Below are 22,629 nucleotides of genomic sequence, written 5' to 3'. Positions count from 1 at the left end.
AAACCGACTATAAGCGCAATTACCCAGCCCGGCGAGACTGAAAGCCGGCTAAGAGCGATACACAATTTGAATGGGAATAATGAGCTGCGCTTCAAGAGCAATAGCGGCCACGGATCATCAGATGCGCGGAATATTTGAAGGCGGAGCCATATGGCCCCGCCCTCTTTTTAAAGGATCAAATGATGCCGAGAGCATCCATGGCTTCTGCCACCCGCACGAAACCAGCAACATTGGCGCCGAGAACATAATCGCCCGGCGTGCCATATTCTTCAGCCGTTTCAGCGCAAAGATCATGGATATTGCGCATGATCTCGGCAAGCCGCGCTTCCGTCTGTTCGAAAGTCCAGCTGTCACGCGATGCGTTCTGCTGCATTTCGAGAGCCGAGGTTGCCACCCCGCCAGCATTGGCCGCTTTGCCGGGAGCGAAGAGAACTTTCGCATCCTGGAAAATCTTCACTGCTTCCGGTGTGGATGGCATATTCGCGCCTTCGCCCACAGCAATGACACCATTTTTCACAAGCGTCTTGGCGTCCTTGCCCGTCAGTTCGTTCTGCGTTGCCGATGGCATGGCCACGTCACAAGGCACATCCCAGATCGAGCCGCCCTCAATATAATGGACCGACTGGCCCTTCTGGCGTGCATATTCGGAAATACGCTCTCTGCGCACTTCCTTGATTTCCTTGACGAGATCAAGATCGATGCCGTTTTCGTCAACGATGTAGCCGTTGGAATCCGAACAGGCGACGATCTTACCGCCAAACTCGATCACCTTTTCCATCGTGTAGATGGCGACATTGCCCGAACCGGACACGACGACGCGCTTGCCGTCGAAGTCCTGCTTACGCGCCTGAAGCATACGCTGCACGAAATAGGTCGCGCCATAACCAGTTGCTTCCTTGCGCGCTCTCGAACCGCCGTAGAACAGCGCCTTGCCCGTCAGTACGCCAGCCTCATAGCGATTGGTCAGGCGCTTGTACTGGCCAAACATATAGCCGATCTCACGTCCACCGACACCGATATCGCCAGCCGGTACGTCGACATATTCGCCGATATGGCGGTGAAGTTCGGTCATGAAGGACTGGCAGAAACGCATGATTTCGGCATCGGAACGACCGCGCGGGTTGAAATCCGAACCGCCCTTGCCGCCACCAATTGGCATGCCGGTCAGCGCGTTTTTAAAGGTCTGTTCGAAACCGAGGAACTTGATGATCCCGACATTAACAGATGGATGGAAGCGAATGCCGCCCTTATAGGGTCCGAGCGCCGAGTTGAACTGTACACGGAAGCCACGATTAATCTGTACACGCCCCTGATCATCGACCCACGGCACGCGGAAAATAATCTGCCGTTCCGGCTCACAAATACGTTCAATCAGGGCATTGTCGGCATAATATGGTCGTTTCGCAATGACGCGCCCAACACTTTCCAGCACCTCTCGAACAGCCTGATGAAACTCAATTTCACCTGCGTTGCGATGGAGGACGTCTTCGAGAATGGGCTCGAGCTTTTCATGAACGTTGACCAAAATTTCATCTCCAGAGTCGGTATGTAATCTCATAACGGTCACTCTCTAGAATAAAATTTGACCAATTTGAATAAGTATTAAGCATTAATTGTGCGAAAGGAACGGATACGCTCACTTTTAAAGCACGACCGTCCTGAAATGGCATCGTCAGACAACGTATAGCGCGCTATCGATCAAGATCACCACACCTAAAAGTGTAATATTTCCTGAGGCTTGATTAAAAAATAGCCAGCTGAATAATGCCGAAGGGATTATTTCAGTATCGTGGAAGCGAGACCATGCTCCCTCCATCAGCAGCATCCATGACTGGGCCTAGCGTCCGCTGCCGAGACTCGTCGTGATATGATGCATGAATGCCTGCGTTGCGGCTGACACTTCAGAACTTGGGAGAGCCAGTTTCATTCCAAGAAGTGGCAATGAAGGCATCGGCTCGCGCACGATATGCAAATCCGGTGGCACCGCATTCTTGGTCATCACACTTATGGCGAGCCCCGAGCGCGTCACCGCGATCAGGCCGGCAATACTGTTGCTGGCGTAAGAGATACTATATTGCAGCCCGGCCTTCGTCATGGCGTCACAGGCAGCGCGGTGATCCATCGCGTTGGAAGCTGGTAGTGCAAGCGGTATCCTGTCACCAAACTCATGTTCTTCAAGCGTCGCCTTAGCGCCGACCCAGACCATCGCCTCGGTTCGTATGATATCTTGGGCGTCATTCGGGTTGAGTGTCGAGATCAAGGCAAGATCGACTTGCCCTGAATGCAGCAAACCACGCAATTCGACTGTCGGGGCAGCGACAACCTTGATGTCGACATTGCCGTGATTGGTGCCAAAACTTCTGAAAATCTTTGGAAAAAAAGCCAGAAGATAGTCTTCCGGGCAGCCAAAGACGATGGACCCCTTAAGACCATGATCCGAGAAAGCCGCTAGCGCTTCATCATGTGCTTTGAGAATGCGCTCGGCATAGGTGAGAAACTTTTCTCCAGCGCTCGTCAACCGAACACCACTTCCGCTGCGGTGCATAAGCGTTTGCCCAAGCGCCTCTTCAAGCCGCTGCATCTGCATGGTCACAGCCGATTGTGTTCGCCCAACCTGAAGTGCGGTCGTGCTGAGTGAGCCGGTTTGTGCGGCGCGAACAAATGTCTGCAACAAGCGAGGGTCCAAGGATGCCTGCATATCAATTTTCCTTATAACTTAACGGCATTATTATCAAATTTACTTCGAACTATCCAGCTGCAATGGTTGATCAAAATCTGGCCGGAGAACCGTCATGTCAAACAACCTCGAACCTGAATTCTGGGCCAATGTCGACAAGCATTTGATCCGATATGGAGGTGTGTTCGACCCGGCGATCATCGAGCGGGCAGAAGGCTGCTTCGTTTACGATGCCGACGACAGACCTATTCTCGACTTCACATCCGGGCAAATGAGCGCTTTGCTCGGCCATTCTCACCCGGCAATCGTCGAGAGAGTAAAAGGACAGGTTGAGACCGTCGCACATCTGTTCAGCGGCATGCTTTCACGACCCGTGGTCGAGCTTGCAAGAAGGCTAGCACTTCTGGCACCCGGTCTCGACAAAGTGCTGCTCCTCTCCACCGGCGCGGAATCGAACGAAGCTGCCATTCGCATGGCAAAGCTGGTGACTGGCAAACACGAAATTGTAGCGTTTTCCAAGAGTTGGCATGGCATGACGGGTGCGGCCGCCTCTGCGACCTATTCCGCCGGGCGCAAAGGCTACGGTCCCGCAATGGCCGGATCAATCACTGTTCCGGCGCCCAACACATTCCGCCCGCGCTTCAAAAAGGCCGACGGCACCATTGATTGGCATGCTGAACTTGATGACGCTTTTGCGCTGGTCGATGCCCAGTCAATCGGAAGCCTAGCCGCATTTATCGCAGAGCCGATCCTCTCCAGCGGCGGAATGCTGGAACTGCCTGAAGGGTATCTCCGCGCACTCAGAGATAAATGCCACGAACGCGGCATGCTTCTTATCCTTGACGAAGCCCAGACGGGCATTGGCCGCACCGGCGAAATGTTCGCTTATCAGCGCGATGGTGTAACACCGGATATCTTGACCATTTCCAAGACAATCGGTGCGGGGTTGCCGCTGTCAGCCGTGCTGACAACAACCAAGATCGAACAGGAGGCCTTTGAGCGCGGCTTCCTCTTCTATACGACCCACGTCTCGGACCCACTGCCCGCAGCGGTCGGTCTGGTGGTATTGGATGTCGTCGCCGAACAGGATTTGGTCGAGCGCGCACGTCACCTCGGCAAGAGGCTGATCGATGGCCTCAATACCATCAAGCAGCGTTACGAATGTGTCGGCGATGTTCGCGGGCGCGGCCTCTTTGTGGGCATGGAGATTGTCAAGGACCGGACGAGCCGGCAACCGGACCATGAACTTGGCGCACGTATCGCGAAAGAAGCATTCAATCGCGGCTTGAACATGAACATCGTCAAGCTGCCGGGCATGGGCGCCGTCTTCCGTATCGCACCGCCATTGATCATCACCGAAAAAGAAATCGATCTCGGCCTCGATATCATCGCCCAATCCATCGAACACGAACTCATGACAGATCAAAAGGCAGCAGCAGAATGATGAACGCGGCGACACCAGTTCCTGCGGAACAAGAACAGCCGCAGACAATCCGCGTGTTGGTAGCAAAACTTGGCCTCGACGGCCATGATCGCGGCGCAAAAGTAGTAGCGCGTGTTCTGCGCGATGCCGGTATGGAAGTGATCTATACCGGACTTTATAAAACGCCGCTCCAAGTCGTTCAGGCTGCCATTCAGGAGGACGTTGACGTCATCGGCGTCAGCCTGCTTTCAGGCTCACACGTGCCATTGTTTCGCGAACTCGGCCGCTGCCTGAGGGAACAGGGCGCGGGACACATCTTTGTCGTTGCTGGCGGCGTGATCCCGGAGCAGGACTACGCAGCTTTGATCGATGGCGGTGTGGACGCCATTGTGCCACCGGAAGCGCGTGTGGAGACAATCGTTACAACCATCACCGATCTTGTAACGTCCCGTGGCCGCATATGACAGCAGTCGCTCAAGCCACCACACGGACGAAAGCCACCTACAAACCATCGCAGGAATTCGTCGCCGATGTGCTTGCCGGAGACATTCTGGCTATCGCCCGGATGATTTCGCGGGCCGAGACAGGAATTGCCGAAGCAAGTACTGCATTGGCGGATATCTACCGGCATGCGGGTAAGGCCCATATCATCGGCATCACCGGTGTACCGGGCGCTGGAAAATCGACGCTCGTTTCGGCACTCATAAAGGCATTTGCCGCTGAGGGTCACAAGGTCGGCGTGGTTGCCGTCGACCCCAGCAGTCCTTATTCGGGCGGCGCGATCCTTGGTGACCGCGTGCGCATGAGTGACAATGCTCAGGCGAACAACGCATTCGTCCGCAGCATGGCGACACGCGGCCATCTGGGGGGGCTTGCACCCGCCACCTTGCAGGCTGTCGATGTGCTCGATGCCGCAGGCTATTCACCGATCATCATCGAGACCGTCGGTGTCGGTCAGGATGAAGTCGAGGTCGTTTCAGCGGCGCATACGGTTGTAGTGCTTTCCGCACCAGGTCTTGGCGATGACGTTCAGGCGATCAAGGCCGGCATTCTAGAAATCGCCGATATCCATACGGTCAGCAAGGCAGACAAGCCCGAGGCAGCAGCGACACTCGCAGCGCTGAAAGCCATGATGACCCTAGGGGGACCGGCAGAACAGACATCCTGGACTGTTCCCGTTTTCGCGGTCAGCCCGGTAACAGGTGACAAGGTGAACAAACTTAAAGATCTGATCCAGCAACATTGGGTCCATCTCAATGAAACCGGCGAGCTTGCTGCCCGCCAACGAAAAATTTGCATGACACGAATATTGGGTGCCGCCCGTCGCTTGTTTCACAAGCGTTTCGTAACCGGTGCAACCGAGATCGAAAACCTGCTGCAATCGGTGTTGGAGCGGCGAGACGATCCGGAGACGGCTGCACGCACCCTTCTCAGCCGCAGAGAGGCTTTGAAATGACAAAACTATATCGGGAAGAAGCAATCGGAAGCATCAGTGCGGCACAGGCCACATGGGAAGCCAATGAACTTGCGGCCACACTTGCCAACCGGCCAGAGGAAAAAGCGGAATATGAAACCGAATGCGGGATTCCGCTGAAGCGTGTCTATACGGCGGCAGATGTTGCCGATATCCCTGCCGATGCGCTCGGTTTTCCCGGAGCCTATCCGTTCACGCGTGGACCATATCCCACCATGTATCGGGGACGTCCATGGACGATCCGGCAGGTTGCCGGATTCGGAAATCCTGAAGCGACCAATCAGCGCTACAAATATATGGTTCAGACCGGGCAGACAGGCCTCTCCACCGATTTCGACCTGCCCACATTGCTCGGCCTCGATTCAGACGATCCGATGGCATTTGGCGAAGTGGGCCGGTGCGGTGTTGCCATTGATACGATTGATGATGTCGACCGCCTGTTCGACGGGATCGATCTCGAACAAATCTCGGTATCACTGACAATCAACCCGTCGGCTTGGGTCATCTATGCCATGTATGTGGCGGTTGCAGAAAGCCGGGGTTACGATCTGACAAAGCTTGCAGGTACTTTGCAGGCTGACCCACTGAAGGAATATGTGGCGCAAAAGGAATGGATCTATCCCGTTCGCCCTGCCGTGCGGTTGCTGCGCGACCTGATCATGTATAGCGCGAAGGTCACGCCAAAGCTCAATCCGATAAGTCTCAGCGGCTATCACCTTTCCGACGTCGGCGGCAATGCGATCCAGGAGATCGCCTTCATCATGGCCTTCACCACAGCCTATTGCGAAGAAGTAATTGCCGCCGGCATGGACATCGACGACTTTGCGCCACGCCTCTCATTCTTCTTCATCAGCCAGCAGGATTTCTTCGAACAGATTTGCAAGTTTCGTGCGGCAAGACGGGTCTATGCGAAGCTGATGGCTGAACGTTTCGGCGCAAAGAAGGCGGAGTCGATGCGGTTGCGTGTGCATGTGCAGACCGCTGCCATGAGCCTGACCAAGGTCGAGCACCAGAACAATCTGGTACGCACGGCAATCCAGGCACTCGGTGCCGTTCTGGGTGGATGTCAGAGCATGCATACCAACGGGCTGGATGAAGCTTTTGCTATTCCGACCGAAGAAGCCATGAAACTCGCCATCCGCACCCAGCAGATCATTCGTGACGAGATCAATGTAACGTCTGTGGTTGATCCTCTTGGCGGTTCCTTTTTCGTCGAGCGGCTGACGCACGAAATGGAAGAGGAAATCTGGAAGGTCCTGAACAAGGTCGACGAGCGCGGCGGTGCATTCAAGCTTGTTGAGGAAGGCTGGTTCCAGCAACAGCTGGCCGATTCCGCTTATGCGACATTCAAGAAGATCGAAACAGGAGAAAAGGTTTCGGTCGGCGTCAATCGCTATGTCGATGAGACGGCCACAAGCGCCGATGTCGACATCCATCCCTATGACGAGGAATGCACCCAGGTTCAGATCGACCGCCTCAACGCCGTGCGCACGAGCCGCGATAACGCACATATCAAGACCTTGATGGCGGAACTGGTTGCACAAGCACAGACCGACGACGTGAACCTTTTACCGAAAACCATAGAACTCGTGAAAGCCAAGGCGTCGCTCGGCGAGATATGTCGCGCATTGCGCGACACCTGGGGCGCTTATGACGAACCAATGATCGTATGAGACACAAAATGGGAAATACTGTTGTCGTTCATGTGGATGGCGTCATTGCCTGGGTCAAGCTCAACCGACCCGACCGGTTGAATGCCATGAACCAGGCTCTGGTGAATGATCTTGCTGCTGCACTGGATCATATTGAGGCTGACGAGAAAATACGCGCGGTCATCTTGCACGGCGAAGGGCGTGCATTCTGCTCAGGCGATGACCTGCAAGATCTCGACAATCAGACCACGTCGGCTGATGCCACACAGGCGTGGGTTGAATCCATTCAGGCCATCACTTTGAAGATCATGGGGTCGAAGAAGATCGTCATTGCCGCCATTCACGGCTGGTGCGTCGGCGGCGCGCTCGAATGGGCGATCAATTGCGACTTCCGGATCTTCACAAAAACAGCACGCTGGTTTTTTCCTGAAGTCACTTATGGGTTCTTTGTTACCGGCGGCGTCACCGCCTTGCTGACCAAGCACATCGGCCCGCAGGCTGCGAAGGAACTCATTATTTTGGGCGAGCGTCACGATGCGGCCAAGGCACTTCAAGTTGGCATCGCCTGGAAAGTGGTTCCGGACGAAGAATTGTTGAAGGAAGCACGAGCACTTGCGCTAAAAATCGCCGACCGTCCGGCAGCGTCGGTAGCCGCAATCAAAGAAGCAATCAACGAAGGTTTCCATTCGTCGCTCGAACAGGCCATGGCGCGCGAAACGCGTGCCACTGTCTCCGGCTTTCTGTCGCCTGACGCGCAGATGCGCGCGAAGCACTATTAAGCAGATGGGGCTGGCGATGGATCAAATCCCCCTGCAAACGGTTCTTCCCGGACAAAGCGACAGTGCTATCGATATGCGGGTACTGCCCAAAATTCTCGCGCATCAGGCAGAGATACTGGGCGACAGGCCCTTTATCGACATCTGTGGTCGCAAAGCCAGCTTCCGGGATATGCACCGCATTTCGAACCGGCTCGCCAATGGCCTGCACGCTCTTGGCGTCGAAAGATCGGACCGTGTGGCACTTTTGCTGCCCAATTGTTTTGAATTTGTCGCGATCTGGTTTGCCGTTGCAAAACTGGGTGCTATCGAAGCCCCGAACAATCCAGACCTTAAAGGCGAGCTTTTAAGCCACAATCTGAACAATTGCGGCGCGAAAGTGCTGATTGCCGATGCGAAAAGGCTGAGCGACCTTGCCAATATTCAGGACCAGTTACCGCTTATCGAAACGCTCGTTCTGATCGATACGACTGCCACTGCCGCGCGAGCAGCCGGTGTGACCATCGAGCAAATCGTCACTTTTGACGAATGCATGACCCAATCGGATGAGTTTGACCCGGTTGAGGTCCACTATTCTGATCCAATGGCGATCCTCTATACGTCTGGCACCACCGGCCCTGCCAAGGGCGTTTTGATGTCGCATCATCATTGCTATTGCTGGACCATGGCGATGGCACTCAATCTTGGCTACACCGCTGCCGACAGCTATTTCTGTACCTTACCCCTCTTTCATACCGACGCGCAGATGTTTGGCGTCTATCTGCCGCTCATCTTTGGAACGCAAACCACTCTGGTCGAAAGTTTCAGTGCATCGCGCTTCTGGGAACAGGTACGCACCAGCGGCGCGACAGCCACGAACCTGCTCGGCGCCATGGGTGTCATCCTAGCTCGGGCAGAACCAAAAGCGGACGATGGCAACAATCCTCTTCGGGTTTGTCAATGCATTCCCATGGTTCCTGATAAAGCCGCGTTTGAACACCGCTTTGCCATGAAACTCGTTACCGGCTACGGCCAGACCGAAACCAGTTTCGTGACTCTTGATACGCCCGGCACAACCCGCGACGGTTCATGCGGCACAGCTCATCCGGACTGGGAAGTGACAATCGTTGATGAGCACGACCGACCCGTAGCAGCGGGCGTGGTGGGGGAAATCGTCTCGCGCCCGAAAAAGAACTGGTACATGTTCTCCGGCTACTATCGGGCCGAAGCCAGAACCGTCCAGACGCTACGCAATCTCTGGTACCACTCCGGCGATGCCGGCTATCAGGATGAAGAAGGCTGGTTTTATTTCAAACACCGCCTGAACGAAGCAATTCGGCGACGCGGAGAAAATATCTCCGCGTTCGAGGTCGAGACAATTGCCGAGGCGCATACCGACATTGTCGAAAGCGCCGCCTTTGGTGTTCCCTCGGAGTTTACCGAAGAAGACATCATGCTGGTGGCCATGCGTCGACCGGGATCGTCCCTCACACCAGCCGAACTGGTGGAGCATTTTCGCGCTCAGGCACCGCGTCATATGACCCCGCGTTACATCGAACTCACCGATGGGCCGCTGCCGCGAACCCCAACGGAAAAGATTGCCCGCAGTGAACTTAAAAAAAGGGGCGTGACTGCGGAAGTGTTTGACCGGGGGACGCGCTGACACGCGCCGCCCGGCCCAAGAGGTCCTGAAAACAAGGGAAAGCTGCGCGTGTGGGCAGCGCAGGCAGGGACATTGTTTGTGCCCGCGAATAAAATGGGAGACTATCATGAAACCGATACTGCTTCCGGCGATCAGTTTGTCAGTCATGCTCGCCCTCGGTGGTGCTGCCTCCGCGGATATCGTGGTTGGCGTAGCTGGCCCAATCACCGGCCCCAATGCTGCTTTCGGCGCCCAGTTTCAAAAGGGTGCGGAACAGGCGGCGAACGACATCAATGCAAAAGGCGGCACACTCGGCCAGAAAATCAAGGTTGAGATCGGCGACGATGTTTCCGATCCCAAGCAAGGGATCTCGGTCGCTAACAAGTTTGCTGCTGACGGCGTCAAATACGTCATCGGCCACTATAATTCCGGCGTTTCAATTCCTGCCTCTGAAGTCTATGCTGAAAACGGTGTGCTGGAATTTTCGCCAGCATCGACCAATCCGCAATATACCGAGCGCGAGCTTTGGAACACATTCCGCACGTGCGGTCGCGATGACCAACAGGGCAAAGTGGCAGGCGACTATATCGTCGAGCATTTCAAGGACGCAAAAATCGCCATCGTTCACGACAAGACGCCCTACGGTGTCGGGTTGGTCGATGTCGCCAAGAAGGTGCTGAACGACGCTGGCGTCAAGGAAGTGCTCTATGAGGGCATTAATCAGGGTGATAAAGACTTTTCAGCACTCATCAGCAAGTTGAAAGAGTCAGGCGTTTCGCTGATCTATTTCGGCGGCCTCCATACGGAAGCCGGGCTGATCATGCGCCAGTCTGCCGATCAGGGGCTGAAGGCCACGCTCTTTTCCGGCGACGGCATGGTCTCCAATGAGCTTGCCTCGATCGCGGGCGATGCGGTCATAGGTACGTTGAACACATTCGCGCCCGACCCACGCAAAAACCCGGCGGCAAAAGAACTCGTTGAGAAGTATCGCGCGCAGGGCTTTGAGCCGGAAGCCTATACGCTTTATTCCTATGCGGCGATGCAGATCATTACACAGGCCATCGAAAAACTTGGATCTGCTGACGATGCGCAAAAAGTTGCCGAGACCATCAAATCCGGCGGAGCGTGGCCCACGGTTATCGGCCAGATCAGCTATGACGCAAAGGGAGACATTACCCGGCCGGACTATGTTGTCTATGAGTGGACGAAAGGCGAGAACGGCAAACCCACTTACGGCGAGAAATAGTCGTAACGTTTGAACCGTCGACCAGGACAATCAATAACAGAGGCGCGGATTTTAAACCGCGCCTCTCCTTTATTCGGGTCGAAGCGGTCCTAGCGCTCTAAGAATTCCAGAACTGTACCGCTGGCGCTCTCAGGCTTCACGGCCACGCCTGCCGACGTTGGCACGAAGGAAACGCCGTGTGCGGACAGTGCTGCACGCGCTTTATCCAATGAGCTGACCCGTATGCGAAGCGCCGCAAATGCGCTGGCGGGTGTCTTGCTCAGATCAACTTCTGGGTAAAGTGAAGCCGCTTTCTCACGATCCACAACCAGTATATCGGCGGACTCTGGTCCGGTTAGAACCTTCCAGCCACCATTATGCTCAACAGCTTCCCCAGCTTTAAAAAGACGGGCAAAGCCTTTCGCAGACTGTGCGGGTTCATCCGAGATGGTCACGATGGCAGATAGTCCGATTGCCCCATTTTCATGTTCGATCAATTCCGGCAACCAGACGGTTTCACGGGTCTTATGCTGACACATGAACACCATGCCTTGCGGGACTTCGCTGTTCGCGAAGGATACGGTTTCAAACGCTGCAACGCCTTCGCCACCGCTCGGCAATTGCACGGGGCGCTGAAAGGCGCCGACTTCGCCCGTCGCTATATCGAGCGCTGCAAGCTCCGCCTTTGCCTCGCGTGCATTATCGATCCGGCAGGCAATTGCATGTAGTCCTTCGCCTTGCGCGGCCAGTTTCTCACGCTGGTGCAAATTGCCCGGCGTTTCGGCAACGATGCCCAGAAGCTCGAAATAGTCCTCCGGGAACATGATCGTATAGTTGCCGGTACCTTTCTCCTTGCTGTGCAGCCCGCGTGGGCTCAGCGTAAAACCGAAGCGACGGTACTGCTCGGCACTTTTCTCCAGATCGTTAACCAGCAGAAAAACGTGATCGACGCCTTTTACCGGATGAGACATGCGGAGTTTCCTTTTTTCATAAAATCAGATGCTAGGAATTGAGGCTTATTTCTTTGTCGGCGCCAATACAATCTCATGGATTGTGACGCGCGGGTTCATATTGGCAACATAGAGTGCGGTTTCAGCCATGTCTTCCGGCTGGATGACGTCATCCATGCGTGCAGGATCAAAACCCGGGCGACGCGCCAGAAGCGGCGTCGCCACTTCGCCGGGGCAAAGAACCGTGGAACGAATACCGTTTTGCCCCTCCTGCGCGTTCAGGCTCGCGCTCAAATCGTTGAGCGCATGTTTGGATGCGCCATAGGGCACGCCACCAGCCGGTGATGAAAAACGCCCCGCCCATGAAGATGTATGGATCATCAGGCCAGCGCCCTGCTTGCGCATCGGGGTCAGTGCGGCCGCGATCACATTGATCGCCCCCTTGATATTGATATCGATGACATCATCCCATGAATCGAAATCGATATCAGACCAGCTGCGGCGCGGGATATTAAGACCAGCATTGTTGCAGAGTATATCGAGACGTCCGGCCCAGCCGACGATGGCTTCCGCAGTATCTGCCATCGCTTTGCGGTCAAGCACGTCAGCAGGAAACGTCCGAACCTCACCGCCAGCGGACGTGATCTCATCAGCGATAGACGCCAGCGCATCCGCTTTCCGGCCGGTCAGAGCGACAGGCCAGCCTGGCTTGCAAACCGTCGCGCCATTGCGGCGCCGATGCCTGACCCGGCACCCGTGATCCACACCGCACCTGGCTTGGTTTTGCCCGCATTTTCGTTCTGTTCGTGAGAAATCTGGCTCATCAACAAACTCCAATATAGAAAATCGACATTTATTAACGCATGGTTATCGAGAAATTATACTAATTTTATCATTCAAATTAGTTTATCTTGACAAAATCATAGCGGATTCTAGCATAACCGTGCTTGCATAAGAAAAAGACCCTTGAGAGCTGCTTTAAAGAGCGTTTTCAGGGGGTTGAACAATATCGGGACGTGCGGGAAAAGAGGCCGGAAAGCCCTCCTCAACGTCCTTCAGGGGAACATAGAATGCATATCAGAAAAGCTGGCCTTGGCCTGTTTCTCGCAGCCTTTTCGCTTGCGACGGCGTCATCCCACGCCGAAGAAGTGAAGCGCGGCGGTACGGTTATTGTCCATATGAATACCGAGCAGGGCGTACTCAACCCTGCGCTGCGCGCTTCCACCGGCGTTTACCAGATCACTGGCCGCATTATGGAGCCGTTGATCGACCGTACCTATGAGGGCTATGTACCGGTTCTGGCAACGAGCTGGTCTTCATCGGAAGACGGCAAGGCCATCACCTTCAAGCTGCGCGAGAATGTACGCTGGCATGATGGCCAGCCTTTCACCTGCGATGACGTTTCGTTCAGCGCGATGAACCTCTGGAAGAAGCTGCTCAACTATTCGACCACGCTTCAGGCCAATCTCGAAGCTGTCGACTGCACCGATCCGCACACAGCTGTGTTCCGCTATTCCAAGCCGATGCCTCTGGAATTGCTGGTCGCCGCCATGCCAGATCTCGGCCATCCGGTGCCGAAGCATCTTTATGAAGGCACCGATATTCTGAAGAACAAGTACAATTCCGCGCCGGTCGGCACGGGTCCGTTCAAGTTCGTCGAATATGAGCGCGGCCAGCACATCATTGCCGAACGCAATGACGATTACTGGCGTGGTAAGGAATATCCTTATCTCGACCGTATCATCTGGCGTTTCATGCCAGACAAGGCCGCGGCTGCCGCAGCGCTTGAAGCTGGTGAAATGAGGGAAACCGCCTTCAACGGCATTTCCATGTCGGATACCGAGCGCCTCCAGAAGGATGGCCGCTTCGACACCGGCACCAAAGGCTTCGAAAACAACGTCGCCCACTCGACCATCGAGTTCAACCTGCGCAATCCGATCCTTGCCAATCTGAAGGTTCGTCAGGCGATCTATCACGCGCTCGACATCGATTTTGCGATCAAGACGATCATGCGCGGCTACGCCAAGCCGGGCCGCGGCCCGATCCCGAGCACCGGTGGCGCAAATTATACCGATCAGGTCCAGACCTATCCGTATGACGTGGAAAAGGCCAAGAAGCTGCTCGATGAGGCCGGCTACCCGGCAGGCCCGGATGGTATCCGCTTCAAGCTGCGCCATCGTCCGGCTCCATGGGGCGAGTATACGCAGCTTTGGGCTGAATATTATGCGCAGGCCATGAAAGAAGTCGGCATCGACGTCGAAATCCTGACGAATGATGCGCCGGGCTTCCTGAACGGTGTCTATCGCGATCACGACTTCGACACGGCGAGCGGCTGGCACCAGTTCCGTTCTGACCCGGCTGTCTCGACCACCGTCTGGCTGCGTTCCGGCGCTCCGGTCGGCACGGCATGGTCCAACCAGTTCGACTATAAGTCTGACGAAATGGACAGCCTGATCGACAAGGCTGCAAGCGAGCTCGACCCTGCCAAGCGCGCTGATCTCTATCACCAGATCCAGCAGCTTGAAATGAAGGACCTGCCGGTCATCTTCGCCATCGAACATCCTTTCGTCGGCGTGACCAACAAGGTTCTCAAGAACCACCACAATACACCGCGGTGGGATTCGTCGAGCTGGTACGATCTCTGGATCGATCAATAAGCGATATAAGACCGCTGCTGGACCACCCGGCAGCGGTTCCCCACATTTATGAATGCTGACTATGAATATCTTGCAGGATAATCCGCAATGTCCCTGCCCCCAATCCTGACCTTTGCGCTGCGCCGCATCTTGCAGGCAATCCCCGTCATTCTCCTCATCATGATCGGGGCGTTTCTGCTCATCAAGCTTGCGCCCGGCGACACGGTTGACGCACTTGTTGGCGACATGGGCGGCGCAGACCCGCAATTCGTTGCCAATCTGCGTACCGAATATGGTCTCGACCAACCGGTCTGGGTGCAGCTGTGGATTTACATGACCAAGCTGGCTCGGTTCGATTTCGGCTGGTCCTATGTCTATGAACTGCCCGTGCTGGATGTGCTCAAGGCTCGTCTTGTGCCGACGCTCCTGCTTATGCTCTCCTCCCTGTCGGTCGCCTTTATTTTCGGCATAGCGCTCGGCGCTTTTGCGGCACGCAAGGCCTACTCGCTGACCGACAATGTCATTTCAACGCTTGGCCTCGTGTTCTACGCTATGCCGAGTTTCTTCCTCAGCCTCATCCTGATGTTTATCTTTTCCGTCAAGCTGGGTTGGCTGCCCGTCGGCGGTTACAAAACGCTGGGCGGCTTCTATACCGGCTGGAAGAATGTCTGGGATATTGCGGTTCACCTCGTCATGCCGACGACGGCGCTTTCACTGATCTACCTTGCATTTTACATGCGCCTGATGCGCACGAGCGTGCTCGAAGTAGCCGATCTCGATTATGTCCGTACGGCCCGCGCCAAGGGAGCCAGCGGCGCAAGGCTGATGTTCCATCACATCATGCGCAACGCTTTCCTCCCCGTCGTGACGTTGCTTGGTCTTCAGTTTTCCACCGTGCTCGGCGGTTCGGTCGTGATCGAAACAATATTCTCGCTGCCCGGCCTTGGCCAGCTTGCCTATACATCGGTGATCAAGCGTGACCTCAACACGCTGATGGGCATTATTTTCCTGTGCTCGGTGCTGGTGGTGATCGTGAATTTCATCACCGATCTCATCTATGCGCGGCTTGATTCCAGGATCGAACTGTCATGACATCCCAGGACCTCTCCCTCTCTCGCCCGCCTGTGTCCCGCACGAAAGTTCTGTGGCAACGTTTCAGCCGCAACCGCGCCGCTGTGCTAGGCCTCGTCCTTTTCATCGCCGTGGTCTTGATCGCGCTTCTGGCCGATTTCATTGTCCCCGGCGATCCGCTGCGCCGCGCTGGTGATCCGCTTGTCTGGCCCTTCATCAATGGTGCAACACCGCTCGGCACCGACCAGCTCGGTCGCGATATCATGGCTGGCATTTTCCATGGTGCGCGCATCTCGCTGCTGATTGGCGTCGTCGCGACCCTGATCTCGATCATCATCGGCATCGTGATCGGCGCGCTTGCCGGTTATTATGGCGGCTGGGTGGATGATGTTCTGATGCGCATCACCGAAGCTTTCCAGACCGTGCCCAGCTTCGTGCTGCTTTTGACGCTGGTGGCCATTTTCGGCTCATCCATTGAGAACATCATTATCTGCATCGGCATCGTGTCATGGACAGCCCCTGCCCGTATGGTGCGCGCCGAGTTTCTGGCGTTGCGCAAGCGCGAATTCATCGACGCGGCGCGTAATCTCGGTGTCGGCAACATGTCGATCATCTTCCGCGAAATCCTGCCAAACGCTTTGCCGCCAGTGATCGTTTTTGCGTCCGTGGTTATGGCCACATCCATCCTGATGGAAAGCGCACTTGCCTTCCTCGGTCTCGGCGATCCCAACTATGCCAGCTGGGGCAACATGATCGGTCAGGGCCGCGCCGTATTGCGCACCGACTGGTTCTGCTCGGTCATTCCCGGCATTGCCATTCTGCTCACCGTTCTTTCCTTCAGTCTGCTCGGCGAAGGCCTGAACGACGCGCTTAATCCGAGGCAGAAGAAATAATGACCGCCGCACCTGTTCTAGAAATCAGCAACCTGCAAATCGCGCTGCCGAAGGGCGCCGACCGTCCCTATGCCTTGCAGGACCTGACGCTGACCATCAATCCCGGCGAAATCGTCTGCCTCGTTGGCGAAAGCGGCTCCGGTAAATCGCTTTCGGCGGGCGCGATCATGCGCCTTCTGCCGGAACCGCATGTTCGCGTAACCCACGGCACGATCAAGCTTGAAGGCACCGATCTTTATTCGCTCAGCGAAGCCGACATGAAAAAGCTGCGCGGCAATCGCATAGGCATGATCTTTCAGGAGCCGATGACTGCGCTCAACCCGCAGAAAACGGTTGGCTGGCAGATCGATGAAGTGTTGCGCCTGCACACCAAGCTAAGCCGCAAGGAACGTCGCGCTGCCGTGCTCGATATGCTGGCAGAAGTGAAAATCCCAGACCCGGAATCTGCCTATAACGCCTATCCGCACCAGATTTCAGGCGGACAGCGCCAGCGCGTCATGATCGCCATGGCGCTGATCCTTAAGCCGCGTCTCATCATCGCCGATGAGCCGACCACGGCGCTCGACGTCACCACACAGGCCCAAATCCTGAAACTGATCCGTGATCTGCAACGCGAACACGACACGGGCATCCTTTTCATCACACACGACTTTGGCGTCGTGGCAGAAATTGCCGACCGCGTCGCCGTGTTGCGGCTTGGTGAGCTGGTTGAGCAAGGCCCGGCAAATGAAGTGCTGAACCATCCCCAGCACGCCTACACAAAAGCGCTGATTGCTTCGGTTCCAGCACTCACACCGCCCGAGCCGAAGCCATCCGTTGAAGTGCAGCCGATTATTCTCAAGGCGAGCGCTTTACGCAAAACATTCAAGGCGCGGGGCGGATTGCTTACCGGCAAACGCGGCGCAGTACCCGCCGTGAAAGATCTGTCGTTTGAATTGCGTCAGGGGGAAACCCTTGGCGTCGTGGGCGAAAGTGGGTCGGGCAAGACGACCGTTTCGCGCATCGTCACGCGTCTGCTGGAAGCAGATAGCGGCATGGTCGACATCAACGGCAAGGATTTTCTGGGCGCAAGCCCGCGTGAGGTACGCGCCATGCGCAAGGATATCCAGATGGTCTTTCAGGACCCGATGGCGTCTCTCAACCCGCGCCGCCGTGTGGTTGACCTGATTGCGCAAGGTCCTATCGTCCATGGCGTGCCGAAAGCACAGGCCCATGCGAAAGCACGGGAATTGCTGGAACTGGTCGAGCTTTCGCCCGCTGCCGCCGACCGGTTTCCGCACGAATTTTCCGGCGGACAGCGCCAGCGCATCGGCATTGCTCGCGCCTTGGCGCTTGAACCACGGATCATTGTGGCGGACGAACCGGTCTCGGCACTAGACGTCTCGGTGCAGGCGCAGGTTCTGCGACTTCTGGCCGATCTGCGTGAACGGCTGAATCTGTCACTGCTTTTCGTCACCCATGATCTTCGCGTCGCAGCCCAGCTTTGCGACCGCATCATCGTCATGTCCAAGGGTGAAATCGCCGAAACCGGCCCAACGGCGGAAGTTTTCGCTAATCCTCGCCACGAATATACACAGCGCCTTCTTGCCTCCATCCCCGGCAAGAACTGGACGCCTCCTCGTCTTGAAAACGCGTGAAGCCATGCAAAAAGTAGAATTCCCACCCTCCATTTGGGCCTCCACTGCGCCACCCCGCACACCGGCCAAGCCGCTTAACAGTGACACTGAAGCCGATATCGTTATAGTCGGTGGTGGTTTTACAGGTCTGTCGGCAGCGCTTCATCTGGCAAAACGCGGCAGGCGCGTCATCCTGCTGGAAGGCAATGCTGTTGGCTGGGGCGCGTCTGGACGCAACAATGGTCAGGTCATCCCGACGATGACGTCTGCCGAACCGGATGCTATTGCCAAGCGCTATGGCGCTTCAGGTGAACGCTTTGCAAGGCTCATTGGCAACAGCGCCGATATTCTCTTTTCAATCGTGCGCGATGAAAATATCGAAGCCGAAGCCGAACAGAAGGGCTGGTTCCAGCCTGCTCACTCGCCCGGTCGCGTGAAGCTTTCGCAATCGCGCGTGGAAGCGTGGAAGCGGTTCGGCTTTCCAGCAGAATTTCTTGACCGAGCGGCCACATCGCAATTGCTCGGCACAGATTTCTGGTATGGCGGCATGTTCAACCCGACCGGCGGCCACATTAATCCGCTGGCTTTCGCGCGCGGCCTTGCCGCCGCTGCGGAACGTCATGGCGCAATCATACATGAGCAAAGCCCTGTCACCTCCTATCGACAGATCGGTGATCACTGGGAAGTGCGAACCGACAACGCAACAGTCCGCGCCAGAGGCTTTCTGCTCGCCACCAATGCCTATACTGGCGAGTTGCGCGAAAAGCTCGCCCCGCGTCTGGCCCGTACAATCGTGCCGGTACTCTCGTGGCAGATGGCGACCGCACCTGTGAGCGACAATCTGCGCGCGACAATTTTGCCCGGACGACAAGCCGTCTCCGATACGCGCGGCGACCTGCGCTTCTTCCGCTACGATGCCCGCAACAGGCTGATCACCGGTGGCATTGTGATGGGCGATTTCAACGTCGCGGAACGCGTCAAGCGCAAGACCGCGCGTAACATGGCTGAATCTTTCCCGGCATTGGGCGAACCAGAAATCACCCATGTGTGGAGCGGCTATATCGGCATGACGTGGGACCGTTTTCCACGCGTTCATCAACTTGGCGCCAATGGCTGGGTATGGATTGGCTGCAACGGGCGCGGCGTAGCGCTTGGCACTTCGCTTGGCCGCGAATTTGCACGCGCGCTTGATGGAGAGCCGGTACAAGAACTCGCCTTGCCGGTCTCAGAACCGGTGCCGCTACCCTTTCATAAAGTCGCGCGGAAGATCGCGCCCTTCTATCTCGCCTGGCTTCGACGCAAGGACCTCTCCGAGCCCAATCTCTAAGCCAGCTCATTCAACGTTCATGTGAAAGGTCAGATCCATGAATCAATTGCCAATTCTCGAACGCCGCCGCATTGAGGCGATGGTCATCAAGAACATCTACGATGTCGTGCGCGAACGCTCCGGTGAAGAAGAAGCGCAGACTGTCGTGGGCGAAGCCGTCAGCCGCTCCGCTATTGAACAGGGCAAGAGCTTTGCCGAGGATCTCGGCCGCACGCCGACGCTTCAGGATTTTGCCGATATCCAGCCGCTCTGGACAAAGGAAAACGCACTCGAAATCGACGTGATTTCGCGAGACGAAAGCCATTTCGATTTCAACGTTACGCGTTGCCGATATTCAGAAATGTATCGCGAGATGGGCCTCGGTCATATTGGCCATCTTCTATCCTGCAATCGCGACGGTGATTTCTGCATCGGTTACAATCCTGCCATGAAGCTGGAACGCACGCAGACCATCATGAAGGGCGCAAGCCACTGCGATTTCCGCTACACCCTCGACGCCACCGAAGAAACGACGAAGGAAGCCTGATATGTCGGTTGAAAACTGGACGTCGAACCAGCTTGACGAACTCGTAGCGTTCCGCCGCGACCTGCACGAAAACCCTGAGCTGCTTTACGATGTAAACCGGACAGCGGACAAGGTTGCCGAAGCGTTGCGCGCAGCAGGCGTTGATGAGGTCGCAACAGGCATCGGGCGCACCGGTGTTGTCGGTGTTATTCGTGGACAGACCAATAATTCCGGTCGCACTGTTGCCTTGCGCGCCGACATGGATGCGCTGCCTATTCTGGAAGAAACCGGCGCAGAATGGTCGTCGAAAGTGCCGGGCAAGATGCATGCCTGTGGGCATGATGGCCATACGACAATGCTGCTAGGCGCCGCACGCGAACTGGCGCAAAGCCGGGCTTTCGACGGTACCGTCATCGTTATTTTCCAGCCTGCAGAAGAAGGCGGTGCTGGCGCCAAGGCAATGATCGATGACGGCCTGTTCAAGCGCTGGCCGGTCAATGAAGTCTACGGTATGCACAACCGTCCAAACCTCGAGGTTGGACATTTCACCATCAATTCCGGCCCGATCATGGGCTCGGTCGATGTGCTCGACATCACCATTGAAGGCGTTGGAGGGCATGCAGCCTCACCGCACCAGACCATCGATCCCATTCCGGTAACGGCTGCACTCATTCAGGCTATCCAAACACTGACCGCCCGCACGCTCGACCCGCTGGACTCTGCGGTGATTTCGATCACCACCATTCAGGGCGGCGATGCATTCAATGTCATTCCGCAGAAAATCCGGATGACAGGCACGGTCCGCACGCTTCGCGAGGAAGTGCGTGACCACATCGAGAAAAAGCTTGCCCGTGCAGTACAGGGCATCGCCGACGCATTTGAAGCCAAGGCGACACTCGATTATCAGCGCAACTATCCCGTGACCGTCAATCACGAGCAGGAAACCGAACTCGCGGCCATCGCTGCCGAGGCGGTCTCAGGTTCCGAGCGTGTCACGCGCGACATGCCCGCGACGCTGGGCGGCGAGGATTTCGCGTTCATGCTGAATGAAGTTCCGGGCGCAATGATCAATATCGGCAACGGTCCGAGCGCCAATCTGCATCACCCGAAATATGACTTCAACGATGAAGTCATTGCCTGGGGATGTTCCTATTGGACGACTTTGGTGCGCCACAGATTGCCGGTTTAGCAGCTCTGAAACGCGCGCATATTATGAAGCTTTCGGTGAGGCGGTCTTCCGCCTCACCGAAATTTTTAAGCAGCGCTTTTCAACGACCTATGGGCAGAAATTGGAAACAACCAGTCATACGCGATATTGAAAAGAAACGCATAGGCCAGGTAGAAGAACACAATCACGACGTCCATCATCAGGGCAGCGATAATCGAAATACCCAGATACCAGGCAATGAATGGTATCAGCAACACAACAAGTCCTGCTTCAAACAGGATGGTATGCGCAACGCGCAGAGGCATGGTTTTACGCACCGTTCCTCTCAGTCGCAACATGGCTCGGTCAAATCCAAGATTGAAGAGAAAATTCCAGATGGTTGCGGTTGTCGCGGATATGATCCCGATAACGCCCATGGCTTCTACCGGCTTGTTAAAGAGAATGGCCGAGCCCGGGATGAAGATTGCCAGTCCAATAATTTCAAACATCGCCGCGTGGCGAACACGATCCATAAAACTACGCACTTTGATTTATTCCTTGATATTGGTGCGCCCTTTCTATCTACTATTCTAGATTTGAAAAGTTAGATACTATCTGGATTTGCGATAGATGAATGTCGAACTGGACCAACTGGAAGCATTCGTCGCAGCCGCCGAACACGGCTCCTTTTCGGCAGCAGCACGTCATTTGCGCAAAGCACAATCAGCGGTCAGCGTGTTGATTTCGTCTCTGGAAGACGACCTCAATGTCAAACTTTTCAGCCGAGCAACGCGCAGCCCGGCGCTCACCGAAGCAGGCGCAAGGCTGTTGCCTGAAGCGCGCCTCATGCTGGACAGACGTGAGCATCTGATTTCAGTCGCGCGAAATTTCGACGCGCATGTTGAATCAAGATTGGTGGTTGCTCTGGACGAGCTTTATCCAGAACCGGCAGTTGCCGCACTTTTCGCCGCGTTTGCGCAGCAATATCCCCATGTTGAACTCGAATTGCAGTTTCCGCACTCATCCGTGATCGCCGGTCTTTTGAAAGATGGCAAGGTTGATCTTGGCGTCATGTGGCGTCTCGATCAGATGCCATCTGAGCTTGGATTCCAGACTATAGGCTGGGTACCGCTTGTGCTCGTATGCGGACGAAACCACCCGCTCGCCAGCATGCCCGTCAGTTGGGAAGATTTGAAAACCCATCGACAGATCATGGTTCGCAAACGTAGCGACGAAGATGAAAAACACCGGCTGAGGGTGGCCGCAGAAGTCTGGTGGGTGGAAAGCCACTGGGTCATTCTGCAAATCCTGAAACAGGGCATCGGCTGGGCTTACATTCCTGAGCATATCCTGCGGGATTCACCTTTGGCTGGCGCGCTTGTCATTCCAAAACTACAGTTTGATGGTGGAGCCCATCCCGTGGCGCTTGAACTCGTCTGGAACAAGCATCGTCCGCATGGTCCCGCCGCAAAGTGGCTCAGACAGCAATTTGCCTCTGACAAATTTTGATCTGGCCCAAGTAGGCGATCTCGAATTCTAGGCCGTGCACTCATAAATAGGCTAGCTATTTGAATGGATTGGTTATTGAAAGGCCTCGGATTTGGAGGTCTTTGATGTCACGTCGCCGCTATGAACT

21 protein-coding genes are annotated in these 22,629 nt (G+C 55.7%); 15 read left to right on the top strand and 6 right to left on the bottom strand.

Going from position 1 to position 22,629, the window contains the following annotated elements:
* Window positions 1-175: 175 nt before the first annotated feature.
* Window positions 176-1,558, bottom strand: a complete 1,383-nt coding sequence (gdhA, locus tag ACTJKP_RS21660) for an NADP-specific glutamate dehydrogenase (RefSeq protein ID WP_139364437.1) — start codon at window positions 1,556-1,558, stop codon at window positions 176-178.
* A gap of 279 nt (window positions 1,559-1,837) precedes the next feature.
* Window positions 1,838-2,698, bottom strand: a complete 861-nt coding sequence (locus tag ACTJKP_RS21655; RefSeq protein WP_113534851.1) for a LysR family transcriptional regulator — start codon at window positions 2,696-2,698, stop codon at window positions 1,838-1,840.
* 94 nt (window positions 2,699-2,792) lie between these two features.
* Here ACTJKP_RS21655 and ACTJKP_RS21650 point away from each other — a divergent pair, with 94 nt between their 5' ends.
* The 7 genes from ACTJKP_RS21650 to ACTJKP_RS21620 all read left to right on the top strand — a co-directional run bounded on the left by ACTJKP_RS21650 (window position 2,793) and on the right by ACTJKP_RS21620 (window position 10,869).
* Window positions 2,793-4,121 (top strand): aspartate aminotransferase family protein, encoded by a 1,329-nt coding sequence (locus tag ACTJKP_RS21650; protein WP_440632122.1) that lies wholly within the window; start codon window positions 2,793-2,795, stop codon window positions 4,119-4,121.
* The gene (locus ACTJKP_RS21645) at window positions 4,118-4,564 is read left to right on the top strand and encodes a cobalamin B12-binding domain-containing protein (protein WP_440632121.1); all 447 of its coding nucleotides are present in this window, start codon (window positions 4,118-4,120) and stop codon (window positions 4,562-4,564) included. The genes ACTJKP_RS21650 and ACTJKP_RS21645 overlap by 4 nt, the downstream gene beginning before the upstream one ends.
* Entirely contained in the window at window positions 4,561-5,556 is a 996-nt protein-coding gene (gene meaB / locus ACTJKP_RS21640) for a methylmalonyl Co-A mutase-associated GTPase MeaB (protein ID WP_440632120.1), read from the top strand. The genes ACTJKP_RS21645 and meaB overlap by 4 nt, the downstream gene beginning before the upstream one ends.
* Entirely contained in the window at window positions 5,553-7,247 is a 1,695-nt protein-coding gene (locus ACTJKP_RS21635; protein WP_440632119.1) for a methylmalonyl-CoA mutase family protein, read from the top strand. The genes meaB and ACTJKP_RS21635 overlap by 4 nt, the downstream gene beginning before the upstream one ends.
* An 8-nt stretch (window positions 7,248-7,255) precedes the next feature.
* Entirely contained in the window at window positions 7,256-8,005 is a 750-nt protein-coding gene (locus ACTJKP_RS21630) for an enoyl-CoA hydratase/isomerase family protein (protein ID WP_440632118.1), read from the top strand.
* Window positions 8,006-8,021: 16 nt separating this feature from the next.
* The gene (locus tag ACTJKP_RS21625) at window positions 8,022-9,644 is read left to right on the top strand and encodes an AMP-binding protein (protein ID WP_440632117.1); all 1,623 of its coding nucleotides are present in this window, start codon (window positions 8,022-8,024) and stop codon (window positions 9,642-9,644) included.
* Window positions 9,645-9,750: 106 nt separating this feature from the next.
* Window positions 9,751-10,869, top strand: a complete 1,119-nt coding sequence (locus ACTJKP_RS21620; RefSeq protein WP_440632116.1) for a branched-chain amino acid ABC transporter substrate-binding protein — start codon at window positions 9,751-9,753, stop codon at window positions 10,867-10,869.
* A gap of 89 nt (window positions 10,870-10,958) precedes the next feature.
* Here ACTJKP_RS21620 and ACTJKP_RS21615 read toward each other — a convergent pair whose 3' ends face one another.
* From ACTJKP_RS21615 to ACTJKP_RS21605, 3 genes are read right to left on the bottom strand one after another with little or no spacing between them, the layout of a single operon-like run.
* A complete protein-coding gene (locus ACTJKP_RS21615) occupies window positions 10,959-11,819 on the bottom strand; it encodes a VOC family protein (RefSeq protein ID WP_440632115.1) in 861 nt (286 codons plus the stop codon).
* Between the two features lie 45 nt (window positions 11,820-11,864).
* Window positions 11,865-12,455 (bottom strand): SDR family oxidoreductase, encoded by a 591-nt coding sequence (locus tag ACTJKP_RS21610; RefSeq protein ID WP_440632144.1) that lies wholly within the window; start codon window positions 12,453-12,455, stop codon window positions 11,865-11,867.
* A gap of 29 nt (window positions 12,456-12,484) precedes the next feature.
* Window positions 12,485-12,622 (bottom strand): hypothetical protein, encoded by a 138-nt coding sequence (locus tag ACTJKP_RS21605; RefSeq protein WP_440632114.1) that lies wholly within the window; start codon window positions 12,620-12,622, stop codon window positions 12,485-12,487.
* Window positions 12,623-12,868: 246 nt separating this feature from the next.
* Between ACTJKP_RS21605 and ACTJKP_RS21600 the strand changes: the two genes are divergently transcribed.
* From ACTJKP_RS21600 to ACTJKP_RS21570, 7 genes are all read left to right on the top strand, one after another.
* Window positions 12,869-14,455 carry an ABC transporter substrate-binding protein gene (locus tag ACTJKP_RS21600; RefSeq protein ID WP_440632113.1) on the top strand — a complete coding sequence of 529 codons (1,587 nt, stop codon included), beginning with the start codon at window positions 12,869-12,871 and terminating at the stop codon, window positions 14,453-14,455.
* 87 nt (window positions 14,456-14,542) lie between these two features.
* The gene (locus ACTJKP_RS21595) at window positions 14,543-15,526 is read left to right on the top strand and encodes an ABC transporter permease (RefSeq protein ID WP_078340684.1); all 984 of its coding nucleotides are present in this window, start codon (window positions 14,543-14,545) and stop codon (window positions 15,524-15,526) included.
* On the top strand, window positions 15,523-16,398 hold the full coding sequence (locus tag ACTJKP_RS21590; protein ID WP_440632112.1) for an ABC transporter permease: 876 nt from the start codon (window positions 15,523-15,525) through the stop codon (window positions 16,396-16,398). Before ACTJKP_RS21595 ends, ACTJKP_RS21590 begins: the two co-directional genes overlap by 4 nt.
* The gene (locus tag ACTJKP_RS21585; RefSeq protein WP_440632111.1) at window positions 16,398-18,035 is read left to right on the top strand and encodes an ABC transporter ATP-binding protein; all 1,638 of its coding nucleotides are present in this window, start codon (window positions 16,398-16,400) and stop codon (window positions 18,033-18,035) included. The genes ACTJKP_RS21590 and ACTJKP_RS21585 overlap by 1 nt, the downstream gene beginning before the upstream one ends.
* A 4-nt stretch (window positions 18,036-18,039) precedes the next feature.
* On the top strand, window positions 18,040-19,341 hold the full coding sequence (locus ACTJKP_RS21580) for an NAD(P)/FAD-dependent oxidoreductase (RefSeq protein ID WP_440632110.1): 1,302 nt from the start codon (window positions 18,040-18,042) through the stop codon (window positions 19,339-19,341).
* A 37-nt stretch (window positions 19,342-19,378) separates the two neighbouring features.
* On the top strand, window positions 19,379-19,867 hold the full coding sequence (locus ACTJKP_RS21575; protein WP_138785473.1) for an L-2-amino-thiazoline-4-carboxylic acid hydrolase: 489 nt from the start codon (window positions 19,379-19,381) through the stop codon (window positions 19,865-19,867).
* A 1-nt stretch (window position 19,868) separates the two neighbouring features.
* Window positions 19,869-21,035 carry a M20 aminoacylase family protein gene (locus ACTJKP_RS21570; RefSeq protein WP_440632109.1) on the top strand — a complete coding sequence of 389 codons (1,167 nt, stop codon included), beginning with the start codon at window positions 19,869-19,871 and terminating at the stop codon, window positions 21,033-21,035.
* A gap of 65 nt (window positions 21,036-21,100) precedes the next feature.
* Here the strand turns inward: ACTJKP_RS21570 and ACTJKP_RS21565 are convergent, their stop codons facing one another.
* A complete protein-coding gene (locus ACTJKP_RS21565) occupies window positions 21,101-21,538 on the bottom strand; it encodes a PACE efflux transporter (RefSeq protein WP_440632108.1) in 438 nt (145 codons plus the stop codon).
* 85 nt (window positions 21,539-21,623) lie between these two features.
* Between ACTJKP_RS21565 and ACTJKP_RS21560 the strand changes: the two genes are divergently transcribed.
* Window positions 21,624-22,502 carry a LysR family transcriptional regulator gene (locus tag ACTJKP_RS21560; protein ID WP_440632107.1) on the top strand — a complete coding sequence of 293 codons (879 nt, stop codon included), beginning with the start codon at window positions 21,624-21,626 and terminating at the stop codon, window positions 22,500-22,502.
* Window positions 22,503-22,629: the final 127 nt, after the last annotated feature.

Source organism: Brucella sp. 22210 (assembly GCF_052045675.1).
Taxonomy (GTDB): domain Bacteria; phylum Pseudomonadota; class Alphaproteobacteria; order Rhizobiales; family Rhizobiaceae; genus Brucella.
This window is presented reverse-complemented; position numbering and strand designations above follow the sequence as displayed.

Excerpts from the sequence above, each read along its gene's own strand:
- meaB (WP_440632120.1), top strand. The coding sequence starts at position 4,561 with ATGACAGCAGTCGCTCAAGCCACCACACGGACGAAAGCCACCTACAAA.
- gdhA (WP_139364437.1), bottom strand. The coding sequence starts at position 1,558 with ATGAGATTACATACCGACTCTGGAGATGAAATTTTGGTCAACGTTCAT.
- ACTJKP_RS21575 (WP_138785473.1), top strand. The coding sequence starts at position 19,379 with ATGAATCAATTGCCAATTCTCGAACGCCGCCGCATTGAGGCGATGGTC.
- ACTJKP_RS21595 (WP_078340684.1), top strand. The coding sequence starts at position 14,543 with ATGTCCCTGCCCCCAATCCTGACCTTTGCGCTGCGCCGCATCTTGCAG.
- ACTJKP_RS21605 (WP_440632114.1), bottom strand. The coding sequence starts at position 12,622 with ATGAGCCAGATTTCTCACGAACAGAACGAAAATGCGGGCAAAACCAAG.
- ACTJKP_RS21655 (WP_113534851.1), bottom strand. The coding sequence starts at position 2,698 with ATGCAGGCATCCTTGGACCCTCGCTTGTTGCAGACATTTGTTCGCGCC.
- ACTJKP_RS21570 (WP_440632109.1), top strand. The coding sequence starts at position 19,869 with ATGTCGGTTGAAAACTGGACGTCGAACCAGCTTGACGAACTCGTAGCG.
- ACTJKP_RS21625 (WP_440632117.1), top strand. The coding sequence starts at position 8,022 with ATGGATCAAATCCCCCTGCAAACGGTTCTTCCCGGACAAAGCGACAGT.
- ACTJKP_RS21635 (WP_440632119.1), top strand. The coding sequence starts at position 5,553 with ATGACAAAACTATATCGGGAAGAAGCAATCGGAAGCATCAGTGCGGCA.
- ACTJKP_RS21645 (WP_440632121.1), top strand. The coding sequence starts at position 4,118 with ATGATGAACGCGGCGACACCAGTTCCTGCGGAACAAGAACAGCCGCAG.
- ACTJKP_RS21620 (WP_440632116.1), top strand. The coding sequence starts at position 9,751 with ATGAAACCGATACTGCTTCCGGCGATCAGTTTGTCAGTCATGCTCGCC.
- ACTJKP_RS21600 (WP_440632113.1), top strand. The coding sequence starts at position 12,869 with ATGCATATCAGAAAAGCTGGCCTTGGCCTGTTTCTCGCAGCCTTTTCG.
- ACTJKP_RS21590 (WP_440632112.1), top strand. The coding sequence starts at position 15,523 with ATGACATCCCAGGACCTCTCCCTCTCTCGCCCGCCTGTGTCCCGCACG.
- ACTJKP_RS21630 (WP_440632118.1), top strand. The coding sequence starts at position 7,256 with ATGGGAAATACTGTTGTCGTTCATGTGGATGGCGTCATTGCCTGGGTC.
- ACTJKP_RS21585 (WP_440632111.1), top strand. The coding sequence starts at position 16,398 with ATGACCGCCGCACCTGTTCTAGAAATCAGCAACCTGCAAATCGCGCTG.
- ACTJKP_RS21615 (WP_440632115.1), bottom strand. The coding sequence starts at position 11,819 with ATGTCTCATCCGGTAAAAGGCGTCGATCACGTTTTTCTGCTGGTTAAC.
- ACTJKP_RS21580 (WP_440632110.1), top strand. The coding sequence starts at position 18,040 with ATGCAAAAAGTAGAATTCCCACCCTCCATTTGGGCCTCCACTGCGCCA.
- ACTJKP_RS21650 (WP_440632122.1), top strand. The coding sequence starts at position 2,793 with ATGTCAAACAACCTCGAACCTGAATTCTGGGCCAATGTCGACAAGCAT.
- ACTJKP_RS21560 (WP_440632107.1), top strand. The coding sequence starts at position 21,624 with ATGAATGTCGAACTGGACCAACTGGAAGCATTCGTCGCAGCCGCCGAA.